This window comes from Vibrio sp. 10N (genome assembly GCF_036245475.1).
Taxonomy (GTDB): domain Bacteria; phylum Pseudomonadota; class Gammaproteobacteria; order Enterobacterales; family Vibrionaceae; genus Vibrio.
The window spans coordinates 3,422,229-3,445,046 of the sequence record NZ_BTPM01000001.1 but is presented as its reverse complement, the minus strand read 5'-3'; the positions used below and the strand labels follow the sequence as shown (position 1 = coordinate 3,445,046).

General features: G+C 47.5%; 19 protein-coding genes, 2 tRNA genes and 1 rRNA gene. 13 read left to right on the top strand and 9 right to left on the bottom strand.

Going from position 1 to position 22,818, the window contains the following annotated elements; translation table 11 throughout:
* Positions 1-41: 41 nt before the first annotated feature.
* The 4 genes from AAA946_RS15905 to AAA946_RS15890 form a co-directional block, all read right to left on the bottom strand.
* Positions 42-494: a DoxX family protein gene (locus AAA946_RS15905; RefSeq protein WP_338165680.1), complete on the bottom strand. Its 453-nt coding sequence runs from the start codon at positions 492-494 to the stop codon at positions 42-44.
* Entirely contained in the window at positions 491-1,273 is a 783-nt protein-coding gene (locus AAA946_RS15900; protein WP_338165679.1) for an HvfC/BufC N-terminal domain-containing protein, read from the bottom strand. The genes AAA946_RS15905 and AAA946_RS15900 overlap by 4 nt, the downstream gene beginning before the upstream one ends.
* Positions 1,270-2,130, bottom strand: a complete 861-nt coding sequence (gene bufB / locus AAA946_RS15895) for an MNIO family bufferin maturase (RefSeq protein ID WP_338165678.1) — start codon at positions 2,128-2,130, stop codon at positions 1,270-1,272. The genes AAA946_RS15900 and bufB overlap by 4 nt, the downstream gene beginning before the upstream one ends.
* 172 nt (positions 2,131-2,302) lie before the next feature.
* On the bottom strand, positions 2,303-2,563 hold the full coding sequence (locus AAA946_RS15890) for a BufA1 family periplasmic bufferin-type metallophore (protein WP_338165677.1): 261 nt from the start codon (positions 2,561-2,563) through the stop codon (positions 2,303-2,305).
* 262 nt (positions 2,564-2,825) lie between these two features.
* Between AAA946_RS15890 and uvrD the strand changes: the two genes are divergently transcribed.
* On the top strand, positions 2,826-4,997 hold the full coding sequence (gene uvrD / locus AAA946_RS15885) for a DNA helicase II (protein ID WP_338165676.1): 2,172 nt from the start codon (positions 2,826-2,828) through the stop codon (positions 4,995-4,997).
* A 731-nt stretch (positions 4,998-5,728) separates the two neighbouring features.
* Here the strand turns inward: uvrD and AAA946_RS15880 are convergent.
* From AAA946_RS15880 to rarD, 3 genes are all read right to left on the bottom strand, one after another.
* Positions 5,729-6,385 carry a LysE family translocator gene (locus tag AAA946_RS15880; RefSeq protein ID WP_338165675.1) on the bottom strand — a complete coding sequence of 219 codons (657 nt, stop codon included), beginning with the start codon at positions 6,383-6,385 and terminating at the stop codon, positions 5,729-5,731.
* A 17-nt stretch (positions 6,386-6,402) separates the two neighbouring features.
* Positions 6,403-7,194 carry an AraC family transcriptional regulator gene (locus tag AAA946_RS15875; RefSeq protein WP_338165674.1) on the bottom strand — a complete coding sequence of 264 codons (792 nt, stop codon included), beginning with the start codon at positions 7,192-7,194 and terminating at the stop codon, positions 6,403-6,405.
* A gap of 98 nt (positions 7,195-7,292) precedes the next feature.
* A complete protein-coding gene (gene rarD, locus AAA946_RS15870; protein WP_338165673.1) occupies positions 7,293-8,195 on the bottom strand; it encodes an EamA family transporter RarD in 903 nt (300 codons plus the stop codon).
* A 206-nt stretch (positions 8,196-8,401) separates the two neighbouring features.
* Between rarD and recQ the strand changes: the two genes are divergently transcribed.
* The 3 genes from recQ (at position 8,402) to AAA946_RS15855 (ending at position 11,409) form a co-directional block, all read left to right on the top strand.
* Positions 8,402-10,237, top strand: coding sequence for an ATP-dependent DNA helicase RecQ (gene recQ, locus AAA946_RS15865; protein ID WP_338165672.1), 1,836 nt, complete (start codon positions 8,402-8,404; stop codon positions 10,235-10,237).
* Positions 10,230-10,532 carry a DUF3630 family protein gene (locus AAA946_RS15860; protein ID WP_338165671.1) on the top strand — a complete coding sequence of 101 codons (303 nt, stop codon included), beginning with the start codon at positions 10,230-10,232 and terminating at the stop codon, positions 10,530-10,532. Before recQ ends, AAA946_RS15860 begins: the two co-directional genes overlap by 8 nt.
* A 205-nt stretch (positions 10,533-10,737) precedes the next feature.
* On the top strand, positions 10,738-11,409 hold the full coding sequence (locus AAA946_RS15855) for a 7-cyano-7-deazaguanine/7-aminomethyl-7-deazaguanine transporter (RefSeq protein WP_338165670.1): 672 nt from the start codon (positions 10,738-10,740) through the stop codon (positions 11,407-11,409).
* 83 nt (positions 11,410-11,492) lie between these two features.
* Here the strand turns inward: AAA946_RS15855 and gppA are convergent, their stop codons facing one another.
* Both gppA and rhlB read right to left on the bottom strand, forming a co-directional pair.
* Positions 11,493-12,989, bottom strand: a complete 1,497-nt coding sequence (gene gppA, locus AAA946_RS15850; protein WP_338165669.1) for a guanosine-5'-triphosphate,3'-diphosphate diphosphatase — start codon at positions 12,987-12,989, stop codon at positions 11,493-11,495.
* 52 nt (positions 12,990-13,041) lie between these two features.
* Complete coding sequence (rhlB, locus tag AAA946_RS15845; RefSeq protein WP_338165668.1) at positions 13,042-14,334, bottom strand: ATP-dependent RNA helicase RhlB; 1,293 nt, start codon at positions 14,332-14,334, stop codon at positions 13,042-13,044.
* A gap of 108 nt (positions 14,335-14,442) precedes the next feature.
* Here rhlB and trxA point away from each other — a divergent pair, with 108 nt between their 5' ends.
* From trxA to AAA946_RS15800, 9 genes are all read left to right on the top strand, one after another.
* On the top strand, positions 14,443-14,769 hold the full coding sequence (trxA, locus tag AAA946_RS15840; protein ID WP_042478899.1) for a thioredoxin TrxA: 327 nt from the start codon (positions 14,443-14,445) through the stop codon (positions 14,767-14,769).
* 192 nt (positions 14,770-14,961) lie between these two features.
* Positions 14,962-16,221, top strand: a complete 1,260-nt coding sequence (gene rho, locus AAA946_RS15835; protein ID WP_042478896.1) for a transcription termination factor Rho — start codon at positions 14,962-14,964, stop codon at positions 16,219-16,221.
* 129 nt (positions 16,222-16,350) lie between these two features.
* Positions 16,351-17,349 carry a hypothetical protein gene (locus tag AAA946_RS15830; RefSeq protein ID WP_338165667.1) on the top strand — a complete coding sequence of 333 codons (999 nt, stop codon included), beginning with the start codon at positions 16,351-16,353 and terminating at the stop codon, positions 17,347-17,349.
* Positions 17,350-17,446: 97 nt separating this feature from the next.
* Positions 17,447-19,312 (top strand): 4-hydroxy-3-polyprenylbenzoate decarboxylase, encoded by a 1,866-nt coding sequence (gene ubiD / locus AAA946_RS15825; protein ID WP_338165666.1) that lies wholly within the window; start codon positions 17,447-17,449, stop codon positions 19,310-19,312.
* A complete protein-coding gene (locus AAA946_RS15820) occupies positions 19,309-19,581 on the top strand; it encodes a 2Fe-2S iron-sulfur cluster-binding protein (protein ID WP_042478889.1) in 273 nt (90 codons plus the stop codon). The genes ubiD and AAA946_RS15820 overlap by 4 nt, the downstream gene beginning before the upstream one ends.
* A gap of 12 nt (positions 19,582-19,593) precedes the next feature.
* A complete protein-coding gene (gene fre, locus AAA946_RS15815) occupies positions 19,594-20,307 on the top strand; it encodes an NAD(P)H-flavin reductase (protein ID WP_338165665.1) in 714 nt (237 codons plus the stop codon).
* A 563-nt stretch (positions 20,308-20,870) separates the two neighbouring features.
* A 16S ribosomal RNA gene (locus AAA946_RS15810) occupies positions 20,871-22,423 on the top strand.
* A gap of 66 nt (positions 22,424-22,489) precedes the next feature.
* Positions 22,490-22,566: transfer RNA gene (locus tag AAA946_RS15805), tRNA-Ile, on the top strand.
* Positions 22,567-22,608: 42 nt separating this feature from the next.
* Positions 22,609-22,684: transfer RNA gene (locus AAA946_RS15800), tRNA-Ala, on the top strand.
* Positions 22,685-22,818 lie beyond the last annotated feature (134 nt).

Genomic DNA, 22,818 nt, shown 5'->3' with positions numbered 1-22,818 from the left:
TCAATACGGGGCTTTTTATTTCTTAACCTTGTTTACCATGGCTATTTTATTTGTGAGCGAATCACTTTGTCTGCCGATAGTGGACCTGGTCCCCATACAACCACTACCAATATCATAAGTCCCCATAATTGGTGATCATAGAAGCCTTTTTCCCAAAGTAGTGGGTAAGAGACGACGGCTATAATGTTAAACACAAACAAAATGGCTGCCATTGGTCGCGTCAACAGACCTAACGCCAAAAACACCGGCAGAATCAACTCTGCGGCGGTACCCATATAGGCGGCAAGTTCCCAAGGCAAGATAGGGACTTGGTACTCAAGTTCAAACAGATACAGCGTACTATCCCAAGATCCAATCTTGGTCAGCCCTGATTTAAAGAATACCCAGGCCACCCACAAGCGACAGAATAATAACAGCAGAGGTACAAAGCCTGCTTGCAGTGTGTCGATAAGCTTGTCATAACGAACAAGCCAGAGAGAAAGTGTTGATTTCATAACATGCTCCTTTCGGTGTTCTCATTATCCAGAGTGAATCCAGCTACAAGATCCAAGGCGAACAAGCGGGGCAGTGCTGACAGGAGAGCTGGGTCAATGACCTTAAGAGGTTGCTGGCAAGATAGTCCCTCTAGCAGCAGTGATATATCGTGGTCGATAATATGGAGAGTCGGTTTCGCTAAACCTTGCTTGATAACCAGTACGCATTCGGGTTGATTGATGTTGAAGTTATCTAGGTCATTACTATGTATGGCATTAACTAAGCTGCCGATAGAAAATTGTGATGATAGGACAAAGTGATTTGGTTTCACATGAAACACTAGTTCGCTATGTCGCGTCTCTGGTACCGCATTCATATTGACCAAAGGCTCGATGGTTGTTGGCGCGGTGGAGGGTGGTCGCTGTTGTAGCATATCAATCGCCCATTCTAATGCCATCACATCGACTAAGTAGGGTACAGCGTTGATGATGTTTTCCAGTTTTGCGACTGACTGAGCAAAACCTTCGCCATAATGAATGACATTCGCCGTCGTTGGAGGACACCGCATGACATGATATTTGGCCATGGATTGAAAGCACTCTTCACCAACGAGTTGCAATGTGATCGGATAGCAAGCTTCGAGCGCCTCGCTTAAACTGATGGTAAAGTTGTTGCGGTATATCTGAAGGCGTTCATGGGCACTAAAGTGATCGGCGATAATGACGCTCTCAACGCTATTGTCCTGGTGGCGTAGCGAGCGACTAAAGGCGGCCTGCAGTTCATTGAGGTTCATCATCATGACGCACTCCTTAGTGAACGGTCACCATGTTCGATAAGTATGTTGATGGCTTTCTCTGCCTCTTCAAGTAACACTTGCGGGGCAGGAATCTCTAAGTCCCATTCAATCAAAGTCGGTATTGGAGTGTTGGTGCAAACCCAAGAGCGGTAGAGCTCCCAGACTTCTGCCGACACTCTAGCACTGTGAGTATCTATCCAAATTTCACCTTGATCGAGCTGCTTGCGGGTAAATCCAGCCAGATGGATTTCATCGACACTGGTTGGGTCAATTGCGCTTAGATAGCGGTTGGCATCGTAGCCGTGGTTGAAACAGGAGACATGCACGTTGTTGAGATCCAGTAACAACCGACAGTCTGTCTGGCGCTGTACTTCGGCTAAAAATTCCCACTCTGGAATGGTGGAGTGTTGAAAACGCAGATAACTCGAAGGGTTCTCCACCAACAACGGTCGTTGGAGCGCATCTTGTACCTGAATCACATTACGACAAAAAAGCGTCAGCGCTTCCTCTGTATAGGGCAGCGGTAACAGGTCATTGAAATAATGCCCGCCATGCTCACTCCAACTCAGGTGATCGGACACCGCGAAAGGTTGAATATCATCGAGTAACTGTTTCAGCTGCTTTATGTGGTTAATATTGACGGTAGAGGCTGAACCCAAAGACAAGCCAATACCATGACAACTGATGTCGACTTGTTCGCGAATCGCTTTTAGTTGGCGATATTCAGCGCTATGCGTTAAGAAGTAGTTTTCACTATGAATCTCTAACCAGCCCACCTGATGAGCGTTTTGCTCAAAATAGTCTAGATGTGGCGTGCGCAGTCCAACGCCAACAAGTTCAAAGGCACGACTTCGATCCATAATGATCTCCCAGATCTGATAGGTTCTGTGGGTAAGTTGTAGAAAACGAAAAGGGCGTACCGTTACGCCCCTCCGATAATGCTGTCACTTGAATTGGTATGAACAAACAAAGTGAAGACAAAGCGACAATCAAGCTATGCAGATAACATTAATGCTTCTGGCATGCGAGGGACTAGGCAGACTCTGTGCTACCGCCCGCGAGTTTGTCACATAGACCTTTAGGAACGACAACAAAGGCATCTTTTTGGTTGTCTTCTTTGGCTGTACCTGCACATGAACTGGTTTTAGTCGCACAATCGTTTTGGCCTGCTTTTGATACGCCATAGCATTTTTCTTTGTCGGCAGCATGAGCAGGTGCTGCGCCAAGTGTTGCACCGCCAAGAGCGATTAGACCGGTAACAGCTGCTGTGATAGCTAGATTGGTAGTTTTCATAGTTCTTTCCTCGAGACTTGATCCTTGTGGTTTATTTTCACAGGCCGCTGTTTGCGACTTGCTTAACCAATAGGATAGGAAGGGGAAGATAAATCTTTCAAAAAGATCATAATATTTTTAATAAAATGTTAAATGCTGCCGTATGGTTATGATTTTAAGGGATTTATTGTCTTTTAAAAAAACAGAACTTTTTCTGAAATGGCGCGACTGTTTGAGTTATAATCAACCGATATGTATAAATAACCAGTAGATAAGACTCACCATGGATCCTTCTCTTCTTCTCGACGGTCTCAATGACAAGCAGCGTGAAGCTGTTGCAGCCCCTCTAGAGCACATGCTCGTTCTTGCCGGCGCCGGTAGTGGTAAAACACGGGTGCTTGTTCACCGCATCGCTTGGCTTATGTCAGTAGAGAATGCGTCTCCGTTTTCCATTATGTCCGTGACCTTTACCAATAAAGCGGCTGCGGAAATGAGAGGGCGTATTGAAGAGCTGATGATGGGCAGTGCGTCGGGTATGTGGAATGGCACGTTTCATGGTATTTGTCACCGTATCCTTCGCGCACATTATCTTGATGCCAAACTTCCAGAAGACTTTCAAATCATTGATACCGATGATCAGCAAAGGTTGCTTAAGCGCTTAATCAAAGCGCAGAATCTCGACGAGAAGCAATGGCCAGCCCGTCAAGCTGCCTGGTGGATCAACGGTAAAAAAGACGAAGGCTTGCGACCACAGCATATTGATAGCTATCAAGATCCTGTCACCAAGACTTATCTACAAATATATACCGCGTACCAAGAAGCGTGCGATCGTGCTGGGCTGGTGGATTTTGCCGAAATCCTATTGCGCGCCCATGAACTGCTACGCGACAACAGGTTTGTTAGAGAGCATTATCAAGCCCGCTTTAAGCACATTTTGGTGGACGAATTCCAAGATACCAACAACATTCAATACGCTTGGCTGCGTATGATGACCGGTGCTGACTGTAAGGTAATGATTGTCGGTGATGATGATCAGTCGATCTATGGCTGGCGCGGCGCCAAGGTTGAGAATATTCAAAAATTCTTGGATGAATACTTAGGTGCGAAAACCATTCGCCTAGAGCAGAACTATCGTTCGACGAAAACCATTCTAGAGGCCGCCAATGAGCTGATTGCCAATAATACCGAGCGTATGGGCAAGGAGCTGTGGACCGAGGGCAATGAAGGCGAAAAGATTTCGGTCTACTCTGCGTATAACGAACTCGATGAAGCGCGTTTTGCTGTCGGTAAGATCAAAGAGTGGCAGGATAAAGGTGGCAGCCTTACGGACTGCGCCATGCTGTACCGAAATAATGCCCAGTCTCGTGTTCTCGAAGAGGCCTTGATTCAAGCACAGCTGCCATACCGTATTTATGGTGGTATGCGATTCTTCGAGCGCCAAGAGATCAAAGATGCCTTGGGTTATTTGCGCTTGATGGCTAATCGCAATGATGATGCAGCATTCGAGCGTATTGTGAATACACCAACTCGTGGGTTGGGGGATAAAACCCTAGATACCATTCGTTTCGCCGCTCGCGATCGCGGTGCAACGCTGTGGGAAGCAAGTATTGCATTACTGGATGAGAAAGTTCTTGCTGGGCGTGCTGCCGGCGCGTTGTCGCGTTTTATTGAGCTTATCAACGCACTCGAAGACGACACGTTTGAATCGCCGCTTCATGAGCAAACTGACCATGTGATTAAGACCTCTGGGCTATTTGCTATGTATGAGCAAGAGAAGGGCGAAAAGTCTAAGGCGCGTATTGAAAACTTGGAAGAGCTCGTAACCGCAACGCGTCAGTTTGAGAAACCTGAAGAAGCGGAAGATATGACGTTACTGACGGCGTTCTTAACTCATGCAGCGTTAGAAGCGGGAGAAGGACAAGCTGATGAGTTTGATGATGCGGTCCAACTGATGACGCTGCACAGTGCAAAGGGTCTAGAGTTCCCTATGGTGTTTATGGTCGGCGTTGAAGAAGGCATGTTCCCAAGCCAAATGTCAGCAGAAGAAGCGGGCAGGTTAGAGGAAGAGCGCCGTCTCTGTTACGTAGGTATGACGCGCGCCATGGAAAAGCTGTTTATCACTTACGCCGAGATGCGCCGTCTGTATGGACAAGACAAGTATCACAAGCCGTCGCGCTTTATTCGTGAGCTGCCAGAAACGTGTTTGCAAGAAGTTCGCATGAAGGCGCAAGTAAGTCGCCCAACCACTGCTGGCCGCTTTAGCCAAACGGAAGTGAAGAATAACTTCAACGAAACGGGCTTTAATTTGGGCGAGCGCGTGATGCACCCTAAATTTGGTGAAGGAACCATCATAAACTTTGAAGGAAGTGGTCCTCAGAGCCGTGTGCAAGTTGCCTTTAATGGTGAAGGTATTAAGTGGTTGGTGACGCAGTACGCCAAACTTGAAAAGCTGTAAACCACTTAGTAGGGCGGTTTAAAGGAAAAGGAGCTGAGTGATGAGCTCCTTTTTTGTATCTGCTGATCTCGATTGAATGGTATCTGAAGCGGTAAACCGCAGACAAAGAAAAACCCCGAGGGCTTGCGCCCATCGGGGTTATAGTCTTACTCGCAGCAATCCGGCTACTAAAAGTGCTCCATGCATCTAATCCATGATAGTGTGCTGTAATCCGTCAGCTTAGTCCTTTCGTCGCCTTCCTAGCGGTGTCCTAATGATCTTATCCTGATCTGCTAACAATCCTCGTTAGCGCACTTCACTTGTTCCCTGAGCGGTGTCCCTGACATCATCCTGATGCTAAGTCCTTGCCTCATCCAGAGGTGTCCATTGTCTTTCCTTAGTAGTAACCATCCTAGTTACTATTGCGTCCATTCAATGTCCAATTTGCTTTCCATGCCGATCATTCATCCTGAATAACCGTATCTTCTTCCTGAAGATGCCCAAATCCGTGAGCGTTTCCTGTTCCGTGTCAGCATCCTTCCGACATGATTAATATTAAACGAAAACAGCCTCTGAGCAATCGGTTAAATCGGCAGTTTTGTTTCGCCTCAAGAAAGAGAATTTATCTATTATCGTTATAAAACAATGACTTATGGTTCTTTAGGGTTGAACGCTTGTAGCACGAAGCGATAAAGGCCTAAGGCTTTGTGAGAGATCTCGCACACGCTTCGTGTCTAATGGCGCAAAATGCACTATAGGCTGAAAAATACCTGTGTGAAGATGGTCACACCAATTCCAGAAAAGAGCACGCCACACAGTCCGTCAATATAGATCGCTGCAGCCCCCAACTTGCGTTGCATGCGCTTTGTCGATAATGCCCACGCTAAGAAAGAAAACCAGGCTAAAGACAGTGACCACAGAATCACTAGTGCGGTGATCTTGCCTGGAATCGACATGGTTGAGGGTACCAAGCTCGACATCAAACTGATAAAAAACACTAATGCCTTAGGGTTGAGAATATTGGTGGTAAAGCCACGAGAAAATGCTTGTCTGCGACTTGAGAGTAGCAAGCTCGGGTCGTTGGCGAGGTCGCCTGGTTGGTGGCGCTGTGCCCATCGACCAGATACAGAGCGTAACGCTCCGACACCGAGGTAAAGTAGGTAACTGCCGCCAGCGATTTGCATCAAAGCAAACAGAGTTGGGTGTTGGTGCACGACATAGCTGACACCGGTCAGACTGAATATTGAGTGAAGTAAGATGCCAAAGGAAAGCCCAAGAGCAATATAGAAGCCAGTTTGGCGCCCAAACCGAGTGGCATTTTGTACCACAAGTGCAAAGTCTGGGCCCGGACTCATGAGCGCAACAAAGTGCACCGTGGCCAGTGTCATTAAGATAGTAAGTTCATTCATGGTGGTATCGAAGTTAGTTAGTTGATGTTTGAAGGTGAAACGCCATACACGTTTCGAAAAGCCTTACTAAAGTGTGCCTGATCGTAAAAACCTGTCTGCAGTGCGACTTTCACCGCTGACTGTCCCGCTTTCATCAGAGTCATGCTTTTTTCAAGCCTAAGTCGGGTCAGCCAGGCGTGTGGCGACATGCCCGTTGCCAATTTAAATTGGCGATGAAATTGTCGGGGGCTTAAATCACAAAGCCCAGCAAGTTGCTCAAGTCGGATTGCCTGATCAAGGTGCGCCATTATGTACTCGCGAACCCGTTGAAGAGACTGAGAGCCAATGGCATGGGGCTCAGCAGACAGCGGTCTACCGTGTCTATCCAGTAAGTTTTGAAAGCCATCTAGTGGGATACAGTCCAGTGCCAATGCGCTCATTTTACCGCTACTCAATGTTGTATGGACATTGAGTAATGAGCGAAACAATTCAGGTTCACGCACAATTGGAGAACGAAAACCTAAACCACCAGTGTCATTACTCATGGCAAACTGAGTCAGCCAAGGTGCTGAAACGGTGAGTACTTTAACCTGGTAGCCTTCTTCATGACGAGATTGCCCATCATGGAGCTCGTCGGGTGGCATGAGCACGAGGTCACCGGGGCCGCTGGTATACGATGTGCCTTTTAGTTGGAATTGCTGCTGACCACTGACAATCAACCCAAAGTGATAGTCGAGGTGGTAGTGCTTTTGAAAGGCAAACTTTTTGTAGCGGCCACTAATGAGATTAATAGCCGGGATCGGCGATGACAGATAATCTATCTTCTCCATGTGATCTCCTTCTATTAATAACAGTGGTTCCAGTATAGGAGGTGGAAAGGTGAGGTGTCTTGTAAAAAATGGACACCTCAGGCATCAATAATGTTGAATTAGCGTTTTTTGTTGGCTCGGCTGGTTTTCAGTCCATCTAAGCTAAACACCACTAATGCGCTCCAGATGAAACCAAAGGTCAGAGCCTTATCCAGGGTAAAGGCTTCGCCATACACCAATACTGCCAATAAAAACATCAAGCTAGGACCAATATATTGGAAGAAGCCTAATGTTGATAGTTTTAAGCGAGTCGCTGCACCGGTAAAGCAAAGCAGGGGCAGTGTCGTTACAATACCCGCTGAGATAAGCAATAGATTCAGTGTCGCACTGTTATCCATCATGTTTGATGTTGCGGTATCAGCGATGAACAGGATATAAATCGCCGCTGCGGGCAGCATTACCAAAGTCTCAATAAACAGGCCGGTTTGGGCATCCAAACTGACTTTCTTACGAAGCAGTCCATAGAGACCAAAACTCATCGCCAAGGCCAGTGCGACGACAGGCACTGAGCCAAATGCTATTAGCTGGATCAACACGCCAATGGTTGCGAGCGCGACGGCAAACCACTGCAATTTTCTAAGTCGCTCACCCAAAAACAACATGCCAAGTATCACGTTGATCAGTGGGTTAATGTAATACCCTAGGCTGGCATCGAGCATGTGGTTGGCATTCACCGCCCATATGAAGATAAGCCAATTGACGCCAACCAGCAGGGCGGTGGTAATCAGATAGCCCATCTTCTTTTTGGAGCGAAGGACATCGCGGACACCACGCCAGCGACGGCCAAAGTGAAGCAGAGCCGTCAGCAATACAAACGACCAAACCACACGGTGACTGAGGATTTCTAGAGGGGAGACAGCACTGAGTGCTTTGAAGTAGATGGGAGCTATGCCCCACATAGTGTAAGCACCGATGGCGAGCAATACGCCTTGTTTGGCTCTTTGTTGTTCTTCTAGTGACATGCAAATTTTCTCAAGAGCGGGTCTGTGACCAAATAAGGGGGAGGAAAGCGTTTGAGTATAACGTGTTGTGTAGATTTGGACTATTTAATGCGCGATATGGCGTTACTTTTTCTTCACCTCGCTGAGTAAATTGAGTTTCCTTCGCGTGGTAACACCTCTACAATGTAGCGTTTTCGACCTATCAAAGACTTTCATCAGGATATTGCATGACCGCTGTACTCGCTGCAGAACAATCTGAATCGCTACCCAGTTCGCAGTCGGTCTTAGAGTCCGTTTTCGGCTATCAAGAGTTTCGACCGGGACAGCAAGAAGTCATCGATAGCGCTATTGCAGGTAATGATGGCTTAGTTATCATGCCAACGGGTGGCGGTAAATCTCTCTGTTATCAGATCCCAGCCTTGGTGCGCCCTGGCGTAACGCTGGTCATCTCGCCACTGATTTCCCTGATGAAAGACCAAGTCGATCAGCTTAAAGCCGACGGTGTTGCCGCTGAGTGCATCAACTCGACTCAATCGCGAGAGGCGTTGATTGATATCTATCGCCGCATGAATACTGGCCAGCTTAAGCTGGTGTATGTATCGCCAGAGCGAGTGTTGATGCATGACTTTATCGAACGACTCGGGCACATAGAACTGTCGATGATTGCGGTGGATGAAGCACACTGTATCTCGCAATGGGGACACGATTTCCGCCCAGAGTACGCTGCGCTTGGCCGTTTGAAAGAACAGTTCCCTTATGTGCCTGTCGTGGCGCTGACTGCAACCGCTGACGATGCGACTCGCAAAGACATTATCCATCGACTTAACTTGCAAAATCCGCATGAGTATTTGGGCAGTTTCGATAGACCCAATATTCGCTACACCTTGGTTGAAAAACACAAGCCGGTTTCACAGATCGTACGTTTTCTTGGTGAAAACAAAGGCGGTAGCGGAATCATCTATTGCGGCAGTCGCAAAAAGGTGGAAATGCTCACCGAAAAGTTGTGTGGAAACCATATTCGAGCCGCTGGCTATCATGCGGGCATGGATACCGATGAGCGCGCGTATGTTCAAGATGCTTTTCAGCGAGACGACATTCAAGTCGTGGTGGCGACGGTAGCCTTTGGTATGGGCATCAACAAACCGAACGTACGTTTCGTTGCTCACTTTGATATCCCGCGTAACATCGAGTCTTATTACCAAGAGACCGGCCGAGCCGGGCGCGATGGTTTGCCGGCCGAAGCCATGATGCTGTACGACCCAGCAGATATGGGGTGGTTACGTCGCATGGTGGATGAGAAACCCGAAGGGCCACAAAAGCAGGTGGAAAGCCATAAGTTGAATGCGATGAGCGCATTTGCGGAGGCACAAACCTGTCGACGTCAGGTGCTATTGAACTATTTTGGCGAGTATCGTGAGCAGCCGTGTGGCAACTGCGATATTTGTCTCGATCCCCCTAAGCACTTTGATGCCACGCAAGAAGCGCAAAAGGCACTGTCTTGTGTCTATCGCGTCAATCAGAGCTTTGGTATCAGTTATGTGGTGGAAGTATTACGTGGCATGTCGAATATCCGTATTCGCGAACATGGTCATGACAAGCTCACCACTTACGGGATAGGCCGAGACCATAGTCACGATTATTGGGTCAGTATCTTCAGGCAGTTGGTGCACAAAGGTTTGCTGAGCCAGAACATCACTCGCAACTCAACATTGCAGCTGACAGAAGAAGCGCGCCCGTTATTGCGCGGAGAAACCACACTTGAGCTGGCCGTACCAAGGCTTGATACCGCGGCGCGCAGCGCTAAATCGGATAAGCTCGCATCGAAACACTATGATAAGAAGCTGTTCGCTAAGCTTCGTAAACTGCGTAAGTCGATCGCTGACGAAGACGGTTTACCACCGTATGTGGTGTTCAGTGATGCGACTTTGATTGATATGGCGGAGATCTTACCGACGTCGTATGGTGAAATGCTTGCCGTGAATGGGGTGGGTGAGCGCAAGCTTGAGAAATATGCCGACCCATTCCTCGACTTAATACAGGAGCATCTGACTGGTCATGGCTGATTTTGGTCTTCGTGAATATATTGAACAAGAGGGCAAGCTACTTATCGTTACGCCTTCTTTTGATTTTGATAGCTTTGATGCGCTCGCCATGGCGATGTTGACTCAGTTATCTGCTACCGTTATTGAGAAGCAATGGGATGCCGATATTCATACTTGGCTGGTGGATTTTGAAGGCTGTCGCATGTTACTAAAAGGTGAGCACTACAGTGAATCAATGTGGTTTGAAGCTATCGATATCGCTGGCAGCAAAGAAGAGTTAGACTTCCTAGCTGGGCTGTTTCGTCGCGGTTTTTAATCCTTCGTCGTGTGAGTTTGACAGTAAACGATTGCTATTGCCGCGCCTATTGCACCTCAAAGTGATTAATGTATAATCGCCCGCCGCTGAACCAAGTTAACTGTTAAGTAAGCTAAGGTGCGGCAAAAGCACATTTTATTAGTCACTCGAGGCTTTGCCTCAACTTGGGTTCCCTCAACCCCAAGAAAAACGAAAAAGGTACAATATGAACCCATTTTCTCCTGCGCAGCAGCGCAAAGCCCTGACGTTCCTCGTCCTATTTCACTTAGTGATCATTGCATCCAGTAACTATCTGGTTCAGCTACCCTTTACTATTTTTGGTTTCCACACCACGTGGGGCGCGTTTACATTCCCGTTCATTTTCCTTGCAACAGACCTGACGGTACGCATCTTTGGTGCTGGACTGGCGCGTAAGATCATCTTTTTGGTGATGCTGCCTGCTTTAGCGGTGTCGTATGGATTATCGGTGTTGTTCTTTGAAGGGCAGTTCCAAGGTTTGAGTCATTTAGGTGAGTTCAATCTGTTTGTTGCACGAATTGCAGTGGCAAGCTTTATGGCTTATCTGCTAGGACAAATCCTGGATGTGCATGTCTTCAACCGCTTACGTCAAATGAAGCAGTGGTGGGTTGCTCCGACATGTTCAACACTGTTTGGTAACGCGCTCGATACACTCGCCTTTTTTGCGATCGCATTCTACCAAAGCCCAGATCCGTTTATGGCGGAGCATTGGACTGAAATCGCCTTAGTCGACTATGGCTTTAAGTTAGTTATCAGTCTGGGACTGTTTGTTCCGATGTACGGGGTGTTATTGAACTTTTTAGTGAAGAAGCTAACGGCGGTGAATCCAGAATTAAAGGTGACGGGCGTTAAGGCTTAACCGGTACTGAGTGGTATAAAACAGCGGCATAAAAAAATCCCGAACTCTGCAGTTCGGGATTTTTTTATTCTGGCAGTAACCGCTTAGACCGCTTGAATGGTTAATGGCCATCCAGCATCCGACTGGCGGTTCGATTCGATCTCCAGCTCTGCTGCTGAGAGCGGGTGAGCATCTAACCACTGTTTGTCGATGGACAGTGTTAAGCTGTTCCCTGCACACTCGACGGCAAATTTCGGCTGTAGGCTGCGCTGACGACGGTGAGTAATGATCACCGATAAACGCAGCAGTCTAAGTACGCGCTCGGCGCTTTGTGTCGACAGTGCATGTTGCGAAGGCAGAGGTGTTAATTGGTCTTTGTAGCGACGAACGACTTCGGCTAAGAGGTGCTTTTGCGCGCGAGTAAAACCGGGTAAATCCAAGTTTTGAAGTAAGTACGCACTATGCTCGCCTGCCTTTTTAAAGTCTAGCGTAAGGCCGATTTCATGCAGTTTTGACGCCGCGTCAAGTAGTGCAATGGCGTGCGGCTCTTCTACCCAGGTGTCTCCGCCACAACTGGCCAGTAAGCTGGTGGCCGTTGCTGCGACTTGCTCACCGTATTCGACGTCTAGCTGACAGCGGATTTGTACACTGTTAATGGTACGGGCACGAATGTCATCTTGCTGAAGTTCTTTGACCATGTCATACACCATGCCTTCACGCAGTGCGCCACCGGCGAGGGTCATGGACTCGATATTGAGCAATTCGAAGATGGCAATCAGAATCGATAACCCACTCGGAAACACTAAAGCACGCTCTAACGTCAGGCCATCAATGTCCAGCTCTTCGAGGTGGTCAGCTAACATCGCTTGTTTTTGCAGACGCTTTAGCTTGGCGTGGGTGATAACCTCATCCATCCCTTGCGCTAACATGATCTCTTGCAATGCTTGCACGGTACCACTCGCACCTACACAGACGTCCCAACCCAACCCTTGATACTGCTCTAGGATTGGGGCAAGTGTCTGTTTGGCACCCTCGATAGCGCGATCAAAGTTCGCTTTATTTAACTGGCGGTCTTTAAAGAAGCGCTCTAACCAAGTTACACAACCCATCTTTAGGCTAGTTAGTGCCTTAGGCTCAAAGCCTTCACCAATAATTAGCTCGGTACTGGCGCCGCCAATATCGACGACAAGACGACGGCCTGTGCCACCCGAAGTATGCGCTACACCCTTATAAATAGTCGCCGCTTCTTCTTCTCCACAGATCACTTGGATTGGGTAACCCAAAATCTCATTGGCCTTTGCCAAGAAAACATCCACGTTGGTTGCGGTTCGCAAAGTGGCGGTACCGACAATGCGAATGTTTTCTTTTGGGATATCTTGAAGTCTTTCCGCGAAAAGACTTAGGCAATCCCAACCACGTTGCATTGCTTCTTGACTGAGGGCCATCTCATCATCAAGGCCTGCGGCCAAACGCACTTTGCGTTTTATCTTGGCCATGGTCTGAATGCTGCCATCGATATGGCGAACAACCAACATATGGAAACTGTTGGAGCCAAGATCGATAGCCGCATACAAAGGTGAAGAATTCACTGCGAGACTCATAAAAACTGCATACTTCCTGTTCAGATTACTGCTTATATACGATCACTGCCTATCAAGACTTTGGTGAACGTGGCCTTCTTTGAGGCTTTCTGTTTGATGGGCGCGAGCCACCCGTATTGGTGCGACGTGGGCCTGAGTTACGGCTCTTCATAACCAACGGCGCAGGCAGCTCAGTCAAAAGGGCACTTGAGTCATAGTCCGACACTGGAATTGAGTGTTCGATGTACTCTTCAATCGCTGGCAAGTTGATCGCGTACTCTTCACAAGCGAAGCTGATAGAGTGACCACTTGCACCTGCGCGACCAGTACGGCCAATACGGTGTACATAATCTTCACAGTCGTCAGGTAGGTCGTAGTTGAATACGTGCGTCACTTGAGGGATGTGCAGACCACGCGCTGCAACATCCGTCGCAACCAGAATATCTACATCACCCTTTGTGAATTGCTCAAGGATCTTTTCACGCTTCTTCTGTGGTACATCACCGGTCAAAAGACCGACGCGATGGCCGTCTGCAGCAAGGTGACCCCACACTTTTTCACACTTATGTTTGGTGTTGGCAAAGATAATAGCGCGATCAGGCCATTCTTCTTCTACTAACGTTTGCAGTAGCGCCATCTTTTCATTGTTTGATGGGTAGAACAGCTCTTCTTGAATGCGATGACCGGTCTTTTGCTCAGGCTCAACCACGACGTGCTCTGGGTTGTGCATGTGCTCGAACGCTAGCTCTTGTACACGGTATGACAAGGTCGCGGAGAACAGCATGTTGAGACGGTCTTTTGGCTCAGGCATACGACGGAACAAGAAGCGAATGTCTTTAATAAAGCCAAGATCGAACATGCGATCGGCTTCATCAAGAACCACAGCTTGAATGTTGTTGAGGTTAAAGACACGCTGCTTGTAGAAATCGATAATACGACCACAGGTACCAATAAGGATATCGACGCCTTGTTCAAGCTTCGCTAGCTGCTTATCGTAGCTATCGCCGCCGTACGCAAGTGCTGTTTTTAGACCCGTGCTTTCAATGAGCGGTTTGGCATCATTGTGGATCTGAATAGCAAGTTCGCGTGTTGGAGCCATGATGATCGCGCGCGGCTGAGTCGCTTTGCGGCCTTCATGTTCAGGCGTGTTTAGTAGATGGTTGAAGGTAGCAGTGAGAAACGCGAGCGTTTTTCCAGTCCCGGTTTGGGCCTGTCCTGCAATATCTCGGCCGGCGAGCAGTACCGGCAACGCCAAGGCTTGGATAGGGGTGCAATATTCGAACCCTTTTTTTTCCAATCCTTCAATGATTTGGGGGTGCAATTCCAAATCGGCGAACTTTTGCTCTGTGATATGCGTCTTTTTCATTGCTATAGAATATCAGCTTAAGCTTGCAATACGAAGGTAAATACATTCCAATAGGAGATCTAATTGTTGGTGATTATCTCATCAATACAAAAAATATCGGAGTGAAAGATGAGTGAAAAGATTTTGCAGCTGACGGATGACGGTTTTGAAACTGACGTAATTAATGCTGCAGGCCCGGTTCTTGTTGACTTCTGGGCGGAGTGGTGTGGTCCTTGTAAGATGATTGCCCCAATCCTCGATGAAATCGCAGATGAGTACGAAGGCAAACTCACTATCGGCAAGCTAAACATCGACCAAAACGCGGGTACTCCACCTAAGTTTGGTATTCGTGGCATTCCAACGCTACTACTTTTCAAAGATGGCGGAGTGGCAGCAACTAAGGTTGGCGCACTGTCAAAAACTCAGCTAAAAGAGTTCTTAGACGAGAACTTATAATGAAAAGCAACGAAAACCGTGTATCTTAACAAATACACGGTTTTGTTTTTTTCAAAGCTAGACTAGACTCTTTTTTAGTGATAATTTATCGCACGTTAATTAAACAAGTGTTCACTTCTTGGTCGATCCTGTGACCAAATCCTTCTTAACAACAAAACAGATCCTATTTTGACTAAACAAACATCCACCACAATGAACTTAACAGAATTGAAGAACAGACCTGTTTCTGAGCTCGTTAAACTTGGCGAATCTCTTGGTCTGGAAAACTTAGCTCGTCTGCGTAAGCAAGACATTATCTTCGCCATCTTAAAAGCCCATGCGAAAAGTGGTGAAGATATCTTTGGTGACGGGGTCTTAGAGATTCTTCAAGATGGTTTTGGTTTCCTGCGTAGTGCAGACAGTTCTTACCTTGCTGGCCCAGATGATATTTATGTCTCTCCTAGCCAAATTCGCCGTTTCAACCTGCGTACAGGTGATTCAATTGCCGGTAAGATTCGTCCACCAAAAGACGGTGAGCGCTATTTCGCACTTCTAAAAGTAAACACTGTTAACGCTGACAAACCAGATAACGCTCGTAACAAGATCCTGTTTGAAAACCTAACCCCTCTGCATGCCAACGAACGCATGACTATGGAGCGTGGTAACGGTTCAACAGAAGACATTACGGCGCGTGTTCTTGATCTAGCATCGCCAATTGGTAAAGGTCAGCGTGGTCTGATTGTTGCTCCGCCAAAAGCGGGTAAGACAATGTTGCTTCAGAACATTGCACAGAGCATTGCTCACAATCACCCTGAATGTGAATTGATGGTTCTTCTTATCGACGAACGTCCGGAAGAAGTAACAGAGATGCAGCGCCTAGTTAAAGGTGAAGTTGTGGCATCGACGTTTGATGAACCAGCGTCTCGTCACGTTCAAGTTGCTGAGATGGTTATCGAGAAAGCGAAGCGCCTTGTTGAACACAAGAAAGACGTGGTTATCCTACTGGATTCTATCACTCGTCTAGCTCGTGCTTACAACACGGTAGTACCTTCATCAGGTAAGGTTCTTACTGGTGGTGTTGACGCGAACGCACTACACCGTCCTAAGCGTTTCTTCGGTGCAGCTCGTAACGTAGAAGAAGGCGGCAGCCTAACTATCATCGCAACAGCGCTAGTCGATACTGGCTCTAAGATGGATGAAGTTATCTACGAAGAGTTTAAAGGTACAGGTAACATGGAACTGCACCTAAACCGTAAGATTGCTGAAAAGCGTGTCTTCCCAGCGATTGACTTCAACCGCTCAGGTACACGTCGCGAAGAGCTACTAACGAAAGCCGATGAGCTACAGAAGATGTGGATTCTACGTAAGATTGTTCACCCAATGGGCGAAATCGATGCGATGGAATTCCTAATCGACAAGCTTGCAATGACTAAGACTAACGATGAGTTCTTTGACGCGATGCGTCGCCAGTAATCGTTAAACTTGTCCGCAAAGCGGACAACGAGTCTCAAATTTTAAACGTCACCCTTATAGGGTGACGTTTTTGTTTGCACTTCCCCTGTTTCACGCGCACAATACTGAGTGTGTTAACAGGAGGTTAATATGCTACAAGGATGGTTAGCGTCGTTACTCCTCGTATTGGTTGTTTCATTCTCACAACCGGTGCACGCGTCTAAGGAAATGACGCAGCAGGAAGTAGAACGCTGGTTGCAAAGCCCAGTGGTGCTGCAAAAAGTCGACGATTTTTTATTGTTGGTGGAACAAGATGACACCGACGGCCTTAAATTTGCGTTAAATAGACTCGCGTTGCCTCAGCAAGAAGTGGCGAGGTTTTTGTTGCTCAAACATATTGAAGACAACGAACGCATTCTTTCCCCTAAAATGGCCATTTTCGTTCAAGGCCAAAAATCCCTGCCACCTACCTACACTATGCTCGAACGTGGTGATGGCTACGAGTTTTCGATTCCTGCGTTTAACTACCCAGCTATTTCTGCGCGCTTGATTAAGCGCTGGAACAGTGACCAAAAAACCTTGGAGTTTATCTTGCAGGCGGAAAGTGAGCAGTTGGTATTACGTGACTGGCTATCTGAGGGTAGTGATTATGAACGTAAGATCCGCGAGGACTTATTAGTCAAAGAATTTGATAGTCTGTCACCGAAAGCGAACGCATTTATTACTCAGCAACTTACCGATACCAATATCACCGAGTGGTTGCCTTCAACTCGCGTATTGGTGCGAATGGCGCAAGTGAATGAAGACGCAGCCTTGTATGACTTACTGTGGAAAATGCGCGCGGATTATCACAGCCAAGTAGAATTAGAGAGGCTAGCGAGTCTTTCTTCTCCGTTTGCTCAGCAGCAAATCATGGCGGCTGCACGTAATCCGAGTTTAAAACGTCAGGCGATCACTGAACTTGCTCAAATCACCCCATTACCGAATGAAGTGAAGACCTTCTTGGTGACACGAATGACCAAGGTGGAAGACGCTAGTTTTGTCGCCAGTCAATTGGCGCAGAATGGTCATGGAGGGTGGGTGAGGGATGTGTTGTCGACCAATAGTCAGGTGAAAGCAAGTTTGGTGTTGCAAGCTCTGTCTAATTAGCTGAATTCTCTCAGCTTCTCAACGTCGCAGAGGACATTTCGCCCGATGATAGATTTGCGTATATAATGGTACCCTCTTTCAAGGCGAAGTATCCCCTATGATTTACAAGGACTTACGTGATTTCACTCAGCACCTGGAAAGCCAGGGGCTGCTCAAGCGCATCTCTCACCCCGTCGACCCTGATTATGAAATGACGGAGATCAGCGACAGAACTCTGCGAGCAGGTGGACCCGCTCTGCTGTTCGAAAACCCGATTGGCTATGACATGCCAGTGTTGACCAATTTATTTGGTACCCCTGAACGTGTTGCAATGGGAATGGGTCGACAGCAAGTCTCTGAGCTTAGAGAAGTAGGTAAACTACTGGCCTACCTAAAAGAGCCTGAGCCCCCGCGTGGCTTTAAAGATGCGATCAATAAAATCCCTCTATTTAAGAAAGTGCTGCATATGCCAGCCAAAAGGCTGCGTAAAGCCGCTTGCCAGCAAGTCGTTTGGCAAGGTGACGAAGTCGACCTTGATAAAATCCCAGTAATGAGTTGCTGGCCTGATGATGTCGCACCCTTGCTAACATGGGGACTAACGGTCACTAAAGGGCCGAATAAGAAGCGTCAAAATCTAGGTATTTATCGCCAGCAGAAGATAGCTAAGAATAAGATCATCATGCGCTGGCTAGCACATCGTGGTGGTGCGCTCGATTTAAGAGACTGGATGGAAACCAATCCAGGAAAACCGTTCCCGGTATCTGTTGCATTTGGTGCCGACCCGGCTACCATTCTTGGGGCGGTCACACCTGTACCTGACACATTGTCTGAATATGCCTTCGCTGGATTGCTGCGTGGTGAACGTACCGAAGTGGTCAAATCGGTTAGCAACGATCTTGAAGTGCCAGCGAGTGCCGAAATTGTTCTTGAGGGTTATATCGATCCGCAAGAATTTGCCGATGAAGGTCCGTATGGCGACCACACCGGTTACTACAACGAAAAAGAAAAGCACCACGTCTTTACTATTACGCACATTACTATGCGTGAAAACCCTATCTATCACAGCACTTATACCGGTCGCCCGCCTGATGAACCGGCTGTATTGGGGGTGTCGCTGAACGAAGTCTTCGTGCCAATCTTGCAAAAGCAGTTCCCGGAAATTGAAGACTTTTATCTTCCGCCAGAAGGATGTTCGTATCGCATGGCGGTGGTAACCATGAAGAAGCAATACCCAGGGCATGCTAAGCGTGTGATGATGGGGGTATGGTCTTTCTTGCGTCAGTTCATGTACACCAAGTTTGTCATTGTATGTGATGAAAGCGTCAATGGCCGCGACTGGCAGCAAGTCACCCAAGCCATGAATGATCATATGGTACCGAGCCGCGATACCTTGATGATCGAAAGCACGCCAATAGATTCTTTGGACTTTGCATCACCGGTTACCGGTTTAGGTTCCAAAATGGGACTGGATGCCACAATTAAGTGGGATGCAGAGTTGGAGCTGGAGGCGGCCAAGTATCAAACGGCACAAGATATCGAGCGCTCGAATAGTTGGGATGAAACCTTATTGACGAAACAGGTTACAGCTCAATATCCAGAGGTGACTGACTTGTATATTGCACCGGGAACGGGTACAAATCGTATGGTACTGCTGACTCTAGATAAGCAACGCGCAGGTCAAGCTATTGAGGTAATGAAAGGAGTAGAGGCTATACTCTCACCTTACTTGGCGACTAAGTTTATCGTTGCCTGCGATCAAGACGTGAATGTGCGTGATTGGAATGATGTAATTTGGGCGATCACTACGAGAATGGATCCGTCCAGAGATACATTATTGGTCAACGATAACACCTCTAAAGCTTATTTAGATGCAACCAATAAACTTGAAGACGAAGTGACGCGCGAGTGGGGCATACCAATTAAAAAAGACCCAGCGTTGGTTGCAAAGATAGATAGCATTTGGGATGAACTGAATATCCTATGACAAAGCGAGTAGTGCTCAAGCCTCAGAACCTTGAGTTTATAGTCGAAGAAGGGCAGACAGTGTTAGAGGCTGCGCTCAACCAGAATCTTGCTTTTCCTCATCGTTGTATGGTGGGGGCCTGCGCTTCTTGTTTATGCCGTATCGAGTCGGGTGCGGTTGACTATGATTTGGAACCATTACTTACCGAGAAAGAAAAGCAGCAAGGTTGGATGTTCTCCTGTCTTGCTTATCCAAAGAGTGATTTGGTGATCACCTTTGGAGACGAATAAAAGAGATAAACCATGACCATTAATTGTAAAGTTAAGTCTATTGAGCCTTTAGCAGCGAATACCTATCAAATTTTGCTGCACCCAGAACAGCCTGTTAGCTTTAAAGCAGGTCAGTATTTAATGGTAGTAATGGGAGAGGCCGACAAGCGTCCTTTCTCTATTGCTAGCAGCCCTTGCCGTCATGAAGGCGAGATCGAGCTCCACATTGGCGCTGCAGAGCACAATGCTTATGCGCTAGAAGTGGTTGAATCAATGAAGCATGCACTTGAAGTGGGTGGCGACATTCAGATTGATGCCCCTCATGGCGAAGCGTGGATTCGTGAAGATAGCCAGCGCCCAATTCTATTGATTGCTGGTGGCACTGGCTTTAGCTATGTACGTTCTATTCTTGATCACTGCATCAGCCAAAACATTGCGCAGCCTATCTATCTATATTGGGGTGGTCGCGATGAAGCTCAGCTATATGCTAAACAAGAACTGGCTGATATCGCCAATGCTCATGAGCGCATTCAGTTCATTCCTGTTATTGAAGAAACACTAGCTGAGTGGACAGGCAAACAAGGCAACGTACTTCAAGCGGTCAGTGATGATTTTGATTCACTTGCTGATTTCGATATCTATATAGCAGGTCGTTTCGAAATGGCTGGCGCTGCACGTGAACAGTTTACGCAAAACAAGCAGGCAAAATCAGAACACATGTATGGTGATGCGTACGCATTTATCTAATTGTTAGTGATTTGTGGCTAAAAGGAGAGTTTTTATACTCTCCTTTTTGTTTTTTGATGGTATTTCAATCAAAAGAACGTTTTTTCTAAAAAATATTAAAAAAGGGGTTGCGCGACTTCTCATTCTCCCTATAATGCGCACCACACCAAACGGGAGGGCAGCAAAGCAAGAGCCCAACAGGTTTGGCGGGCAAAAAGCCTAAACGAAAATAATTTGAAAAAGTGGTTGACACGACAAGTTATCTAGTTAAAATGGCCGCCCACTTCGAGAGAAAAGCCGAAAGGCTCAAAAACGAAAGTTTAGCTTCTCGAAGAAATGTTCTTTAAAAATTTAAACCTATCAATCTGTGTGGGCACTCGTTGATGATAATCAAATTAGATACTTCGGTATCAAATTAGGTTTCAATGAAACGAAGTGACCATTCGAATTGGGAAGCAGCCTTGAGCTGTTTTGTTTTACTTTTTCAAAAGTGAAAACCAATAAGAGCACAGTCAATTCAAACATTACTTATGCTATTTATTAGCAAGAGCAATGTTCAGTATTCATTGAGCCGACAAAATCTTAAATTGAAGAGTTTGATCATGGCTCAGATTGAACGCTGGCGGCAGGCCTAACACATGCAAGTCGAGCGGAAACGAGTTAACTGAACCTTCGGGGGACGTTAACGGCGTCGAGCGGCGGACGGGTGAGTAATGCCTGGGAAATTGCCCTGATGTGGGGGATAACCATTGGAAACGATGGCTAATACCGCATAATAGCTTCGGCTCAAAGAGGGGGACCTTCGGGCCTCTCGCGTCAGGATATGCCCAGGTGGGATTAGCTAGTTGGTGAGGTAATGGCTCACCAAGGCGACGATCCCTAGCTGGTCTGAGAGGATGATCAGCCACACTGGAACTGAGACACGGTCCAGACTCCTACGGGAGGCAGCAGTGGGGAATATTGCACAATGGGCGCAAGCCTGATGCAGCCATGCCGCGTGTGTGAAGAAGGCCTTCGGGTTGTAAAGCACTTTCAGCAGTGAGGAAGGTGGTGTCGTTAATAGCGGCATCATTTGACGTTAGCTGCAGAAGAAGCACCGGCTAACTCCGTGCCAGCAGCCGCGGTAATACGGAGGGTGCGAGCGTTAATCGGAATTACTGGGCGTAAAGCGCATGCAGGTGGTTAGTTAAGTCAGATGTGAAAGCCCGGGGCTCAACCTCGGAACTGCATTTGAAACTGGCTGACTAGAGTACTGTAGAGGGGGGTAGAATTTCAGGTGTAGCGGTGAAATGCGTAGAGATCTGAAGGAATACCGGTGGCGAAGGCGGCCCCCTGGACAGATACTGACACTCAGATGCGAAAGCGTGGGGAGCAAACAGGATTAGATACCCTGGTAGTCCACGCCGTAAACGATGTCTACTTGGAGGTTGTGGCCTTGAGCCGTGGCTTTCGGAGCTAACGCGTTAAGTAGACCGCCTGGGGAGTACGGTCGCAAGATTAAAACTCAAATGAATTGACGGGGGCCCGCACAAGCGGTGGAGCATGTGGTTTAATTCGATGCAACGCGAAGAACCTTACCTACTCTTGACATCCAGAGAACTTAGCAGAGATGCTTTGGTGCCTTCGGGAACTCTGAGACAGGTGCTGCATGGCTGTCGTCAGCTCGTGTTGTGAAATGTTGGGTTAAGTCCCGCAACGAGCGCAACCCTTATCCTTGTTTGCCAGCGAGTAATGTCGGGAACTCCAGGGAGACTGCCGGTGATAAACCGGAGGAAGGTGGGGACGACGTCAAGTCATCATGGCCCTTACGAGTAGGGCTACACACGTGCTACAATGGCGCATACAGAGGGCGGCCAACTTGCGAAAGTGAGCGAATCCCAAAAAGTGCGTCGTAGTCCGGATTGGAGTCTGCAACTCGACTCCATGAAGTCGGAATCGCTAGTAATCGTGGATCAGAATGCCACGGTGAATACGTTCCCGGGCCTTGTACACACCGCCCGTCACACCATGGGAGTGGGCTGCAAAAGAAGTGGGTAGTTTAACCTTCGGGAGGACGCTCACCACTTTGTGGTTCATGACTGGGGTGAAGTCGTAACAAGGTAGCCCTAGGGGAACCTGGGGCTGGATCACCTCCTTATACGAAAGATTATTGCGATGAGTGTTCACACAGATTGATACGGTTTATGAATTAAAGACGATGCTTGGGTCTGTAGCTCAGGTGGTTAGAGCGTTCGCCTGATAAGCGAGAGGTCGGTGGTTCAAGTCCACTCAGACCCACCAATCTTCCTCCCAGATGATTGGCGGTAAGCATCAAACACTGATGGGGCTATAGCTCAGCTGGGAGAGCGCCTGCCTTGCACGCAGGAGGTCAGCAGTTCGATCCTGCTTAGCTCCACCATCTTTAAGCGCATTTGCTTAAGTGTTCTTAAAAATGGTTTCTTTCTTTAAATAGAAAGTAAATCTCGTTCTTTAAAAATTTGGAAAGCTGACGAATAACATTTGATTAATGTTATTCAATTAAAAGTTCTCAAA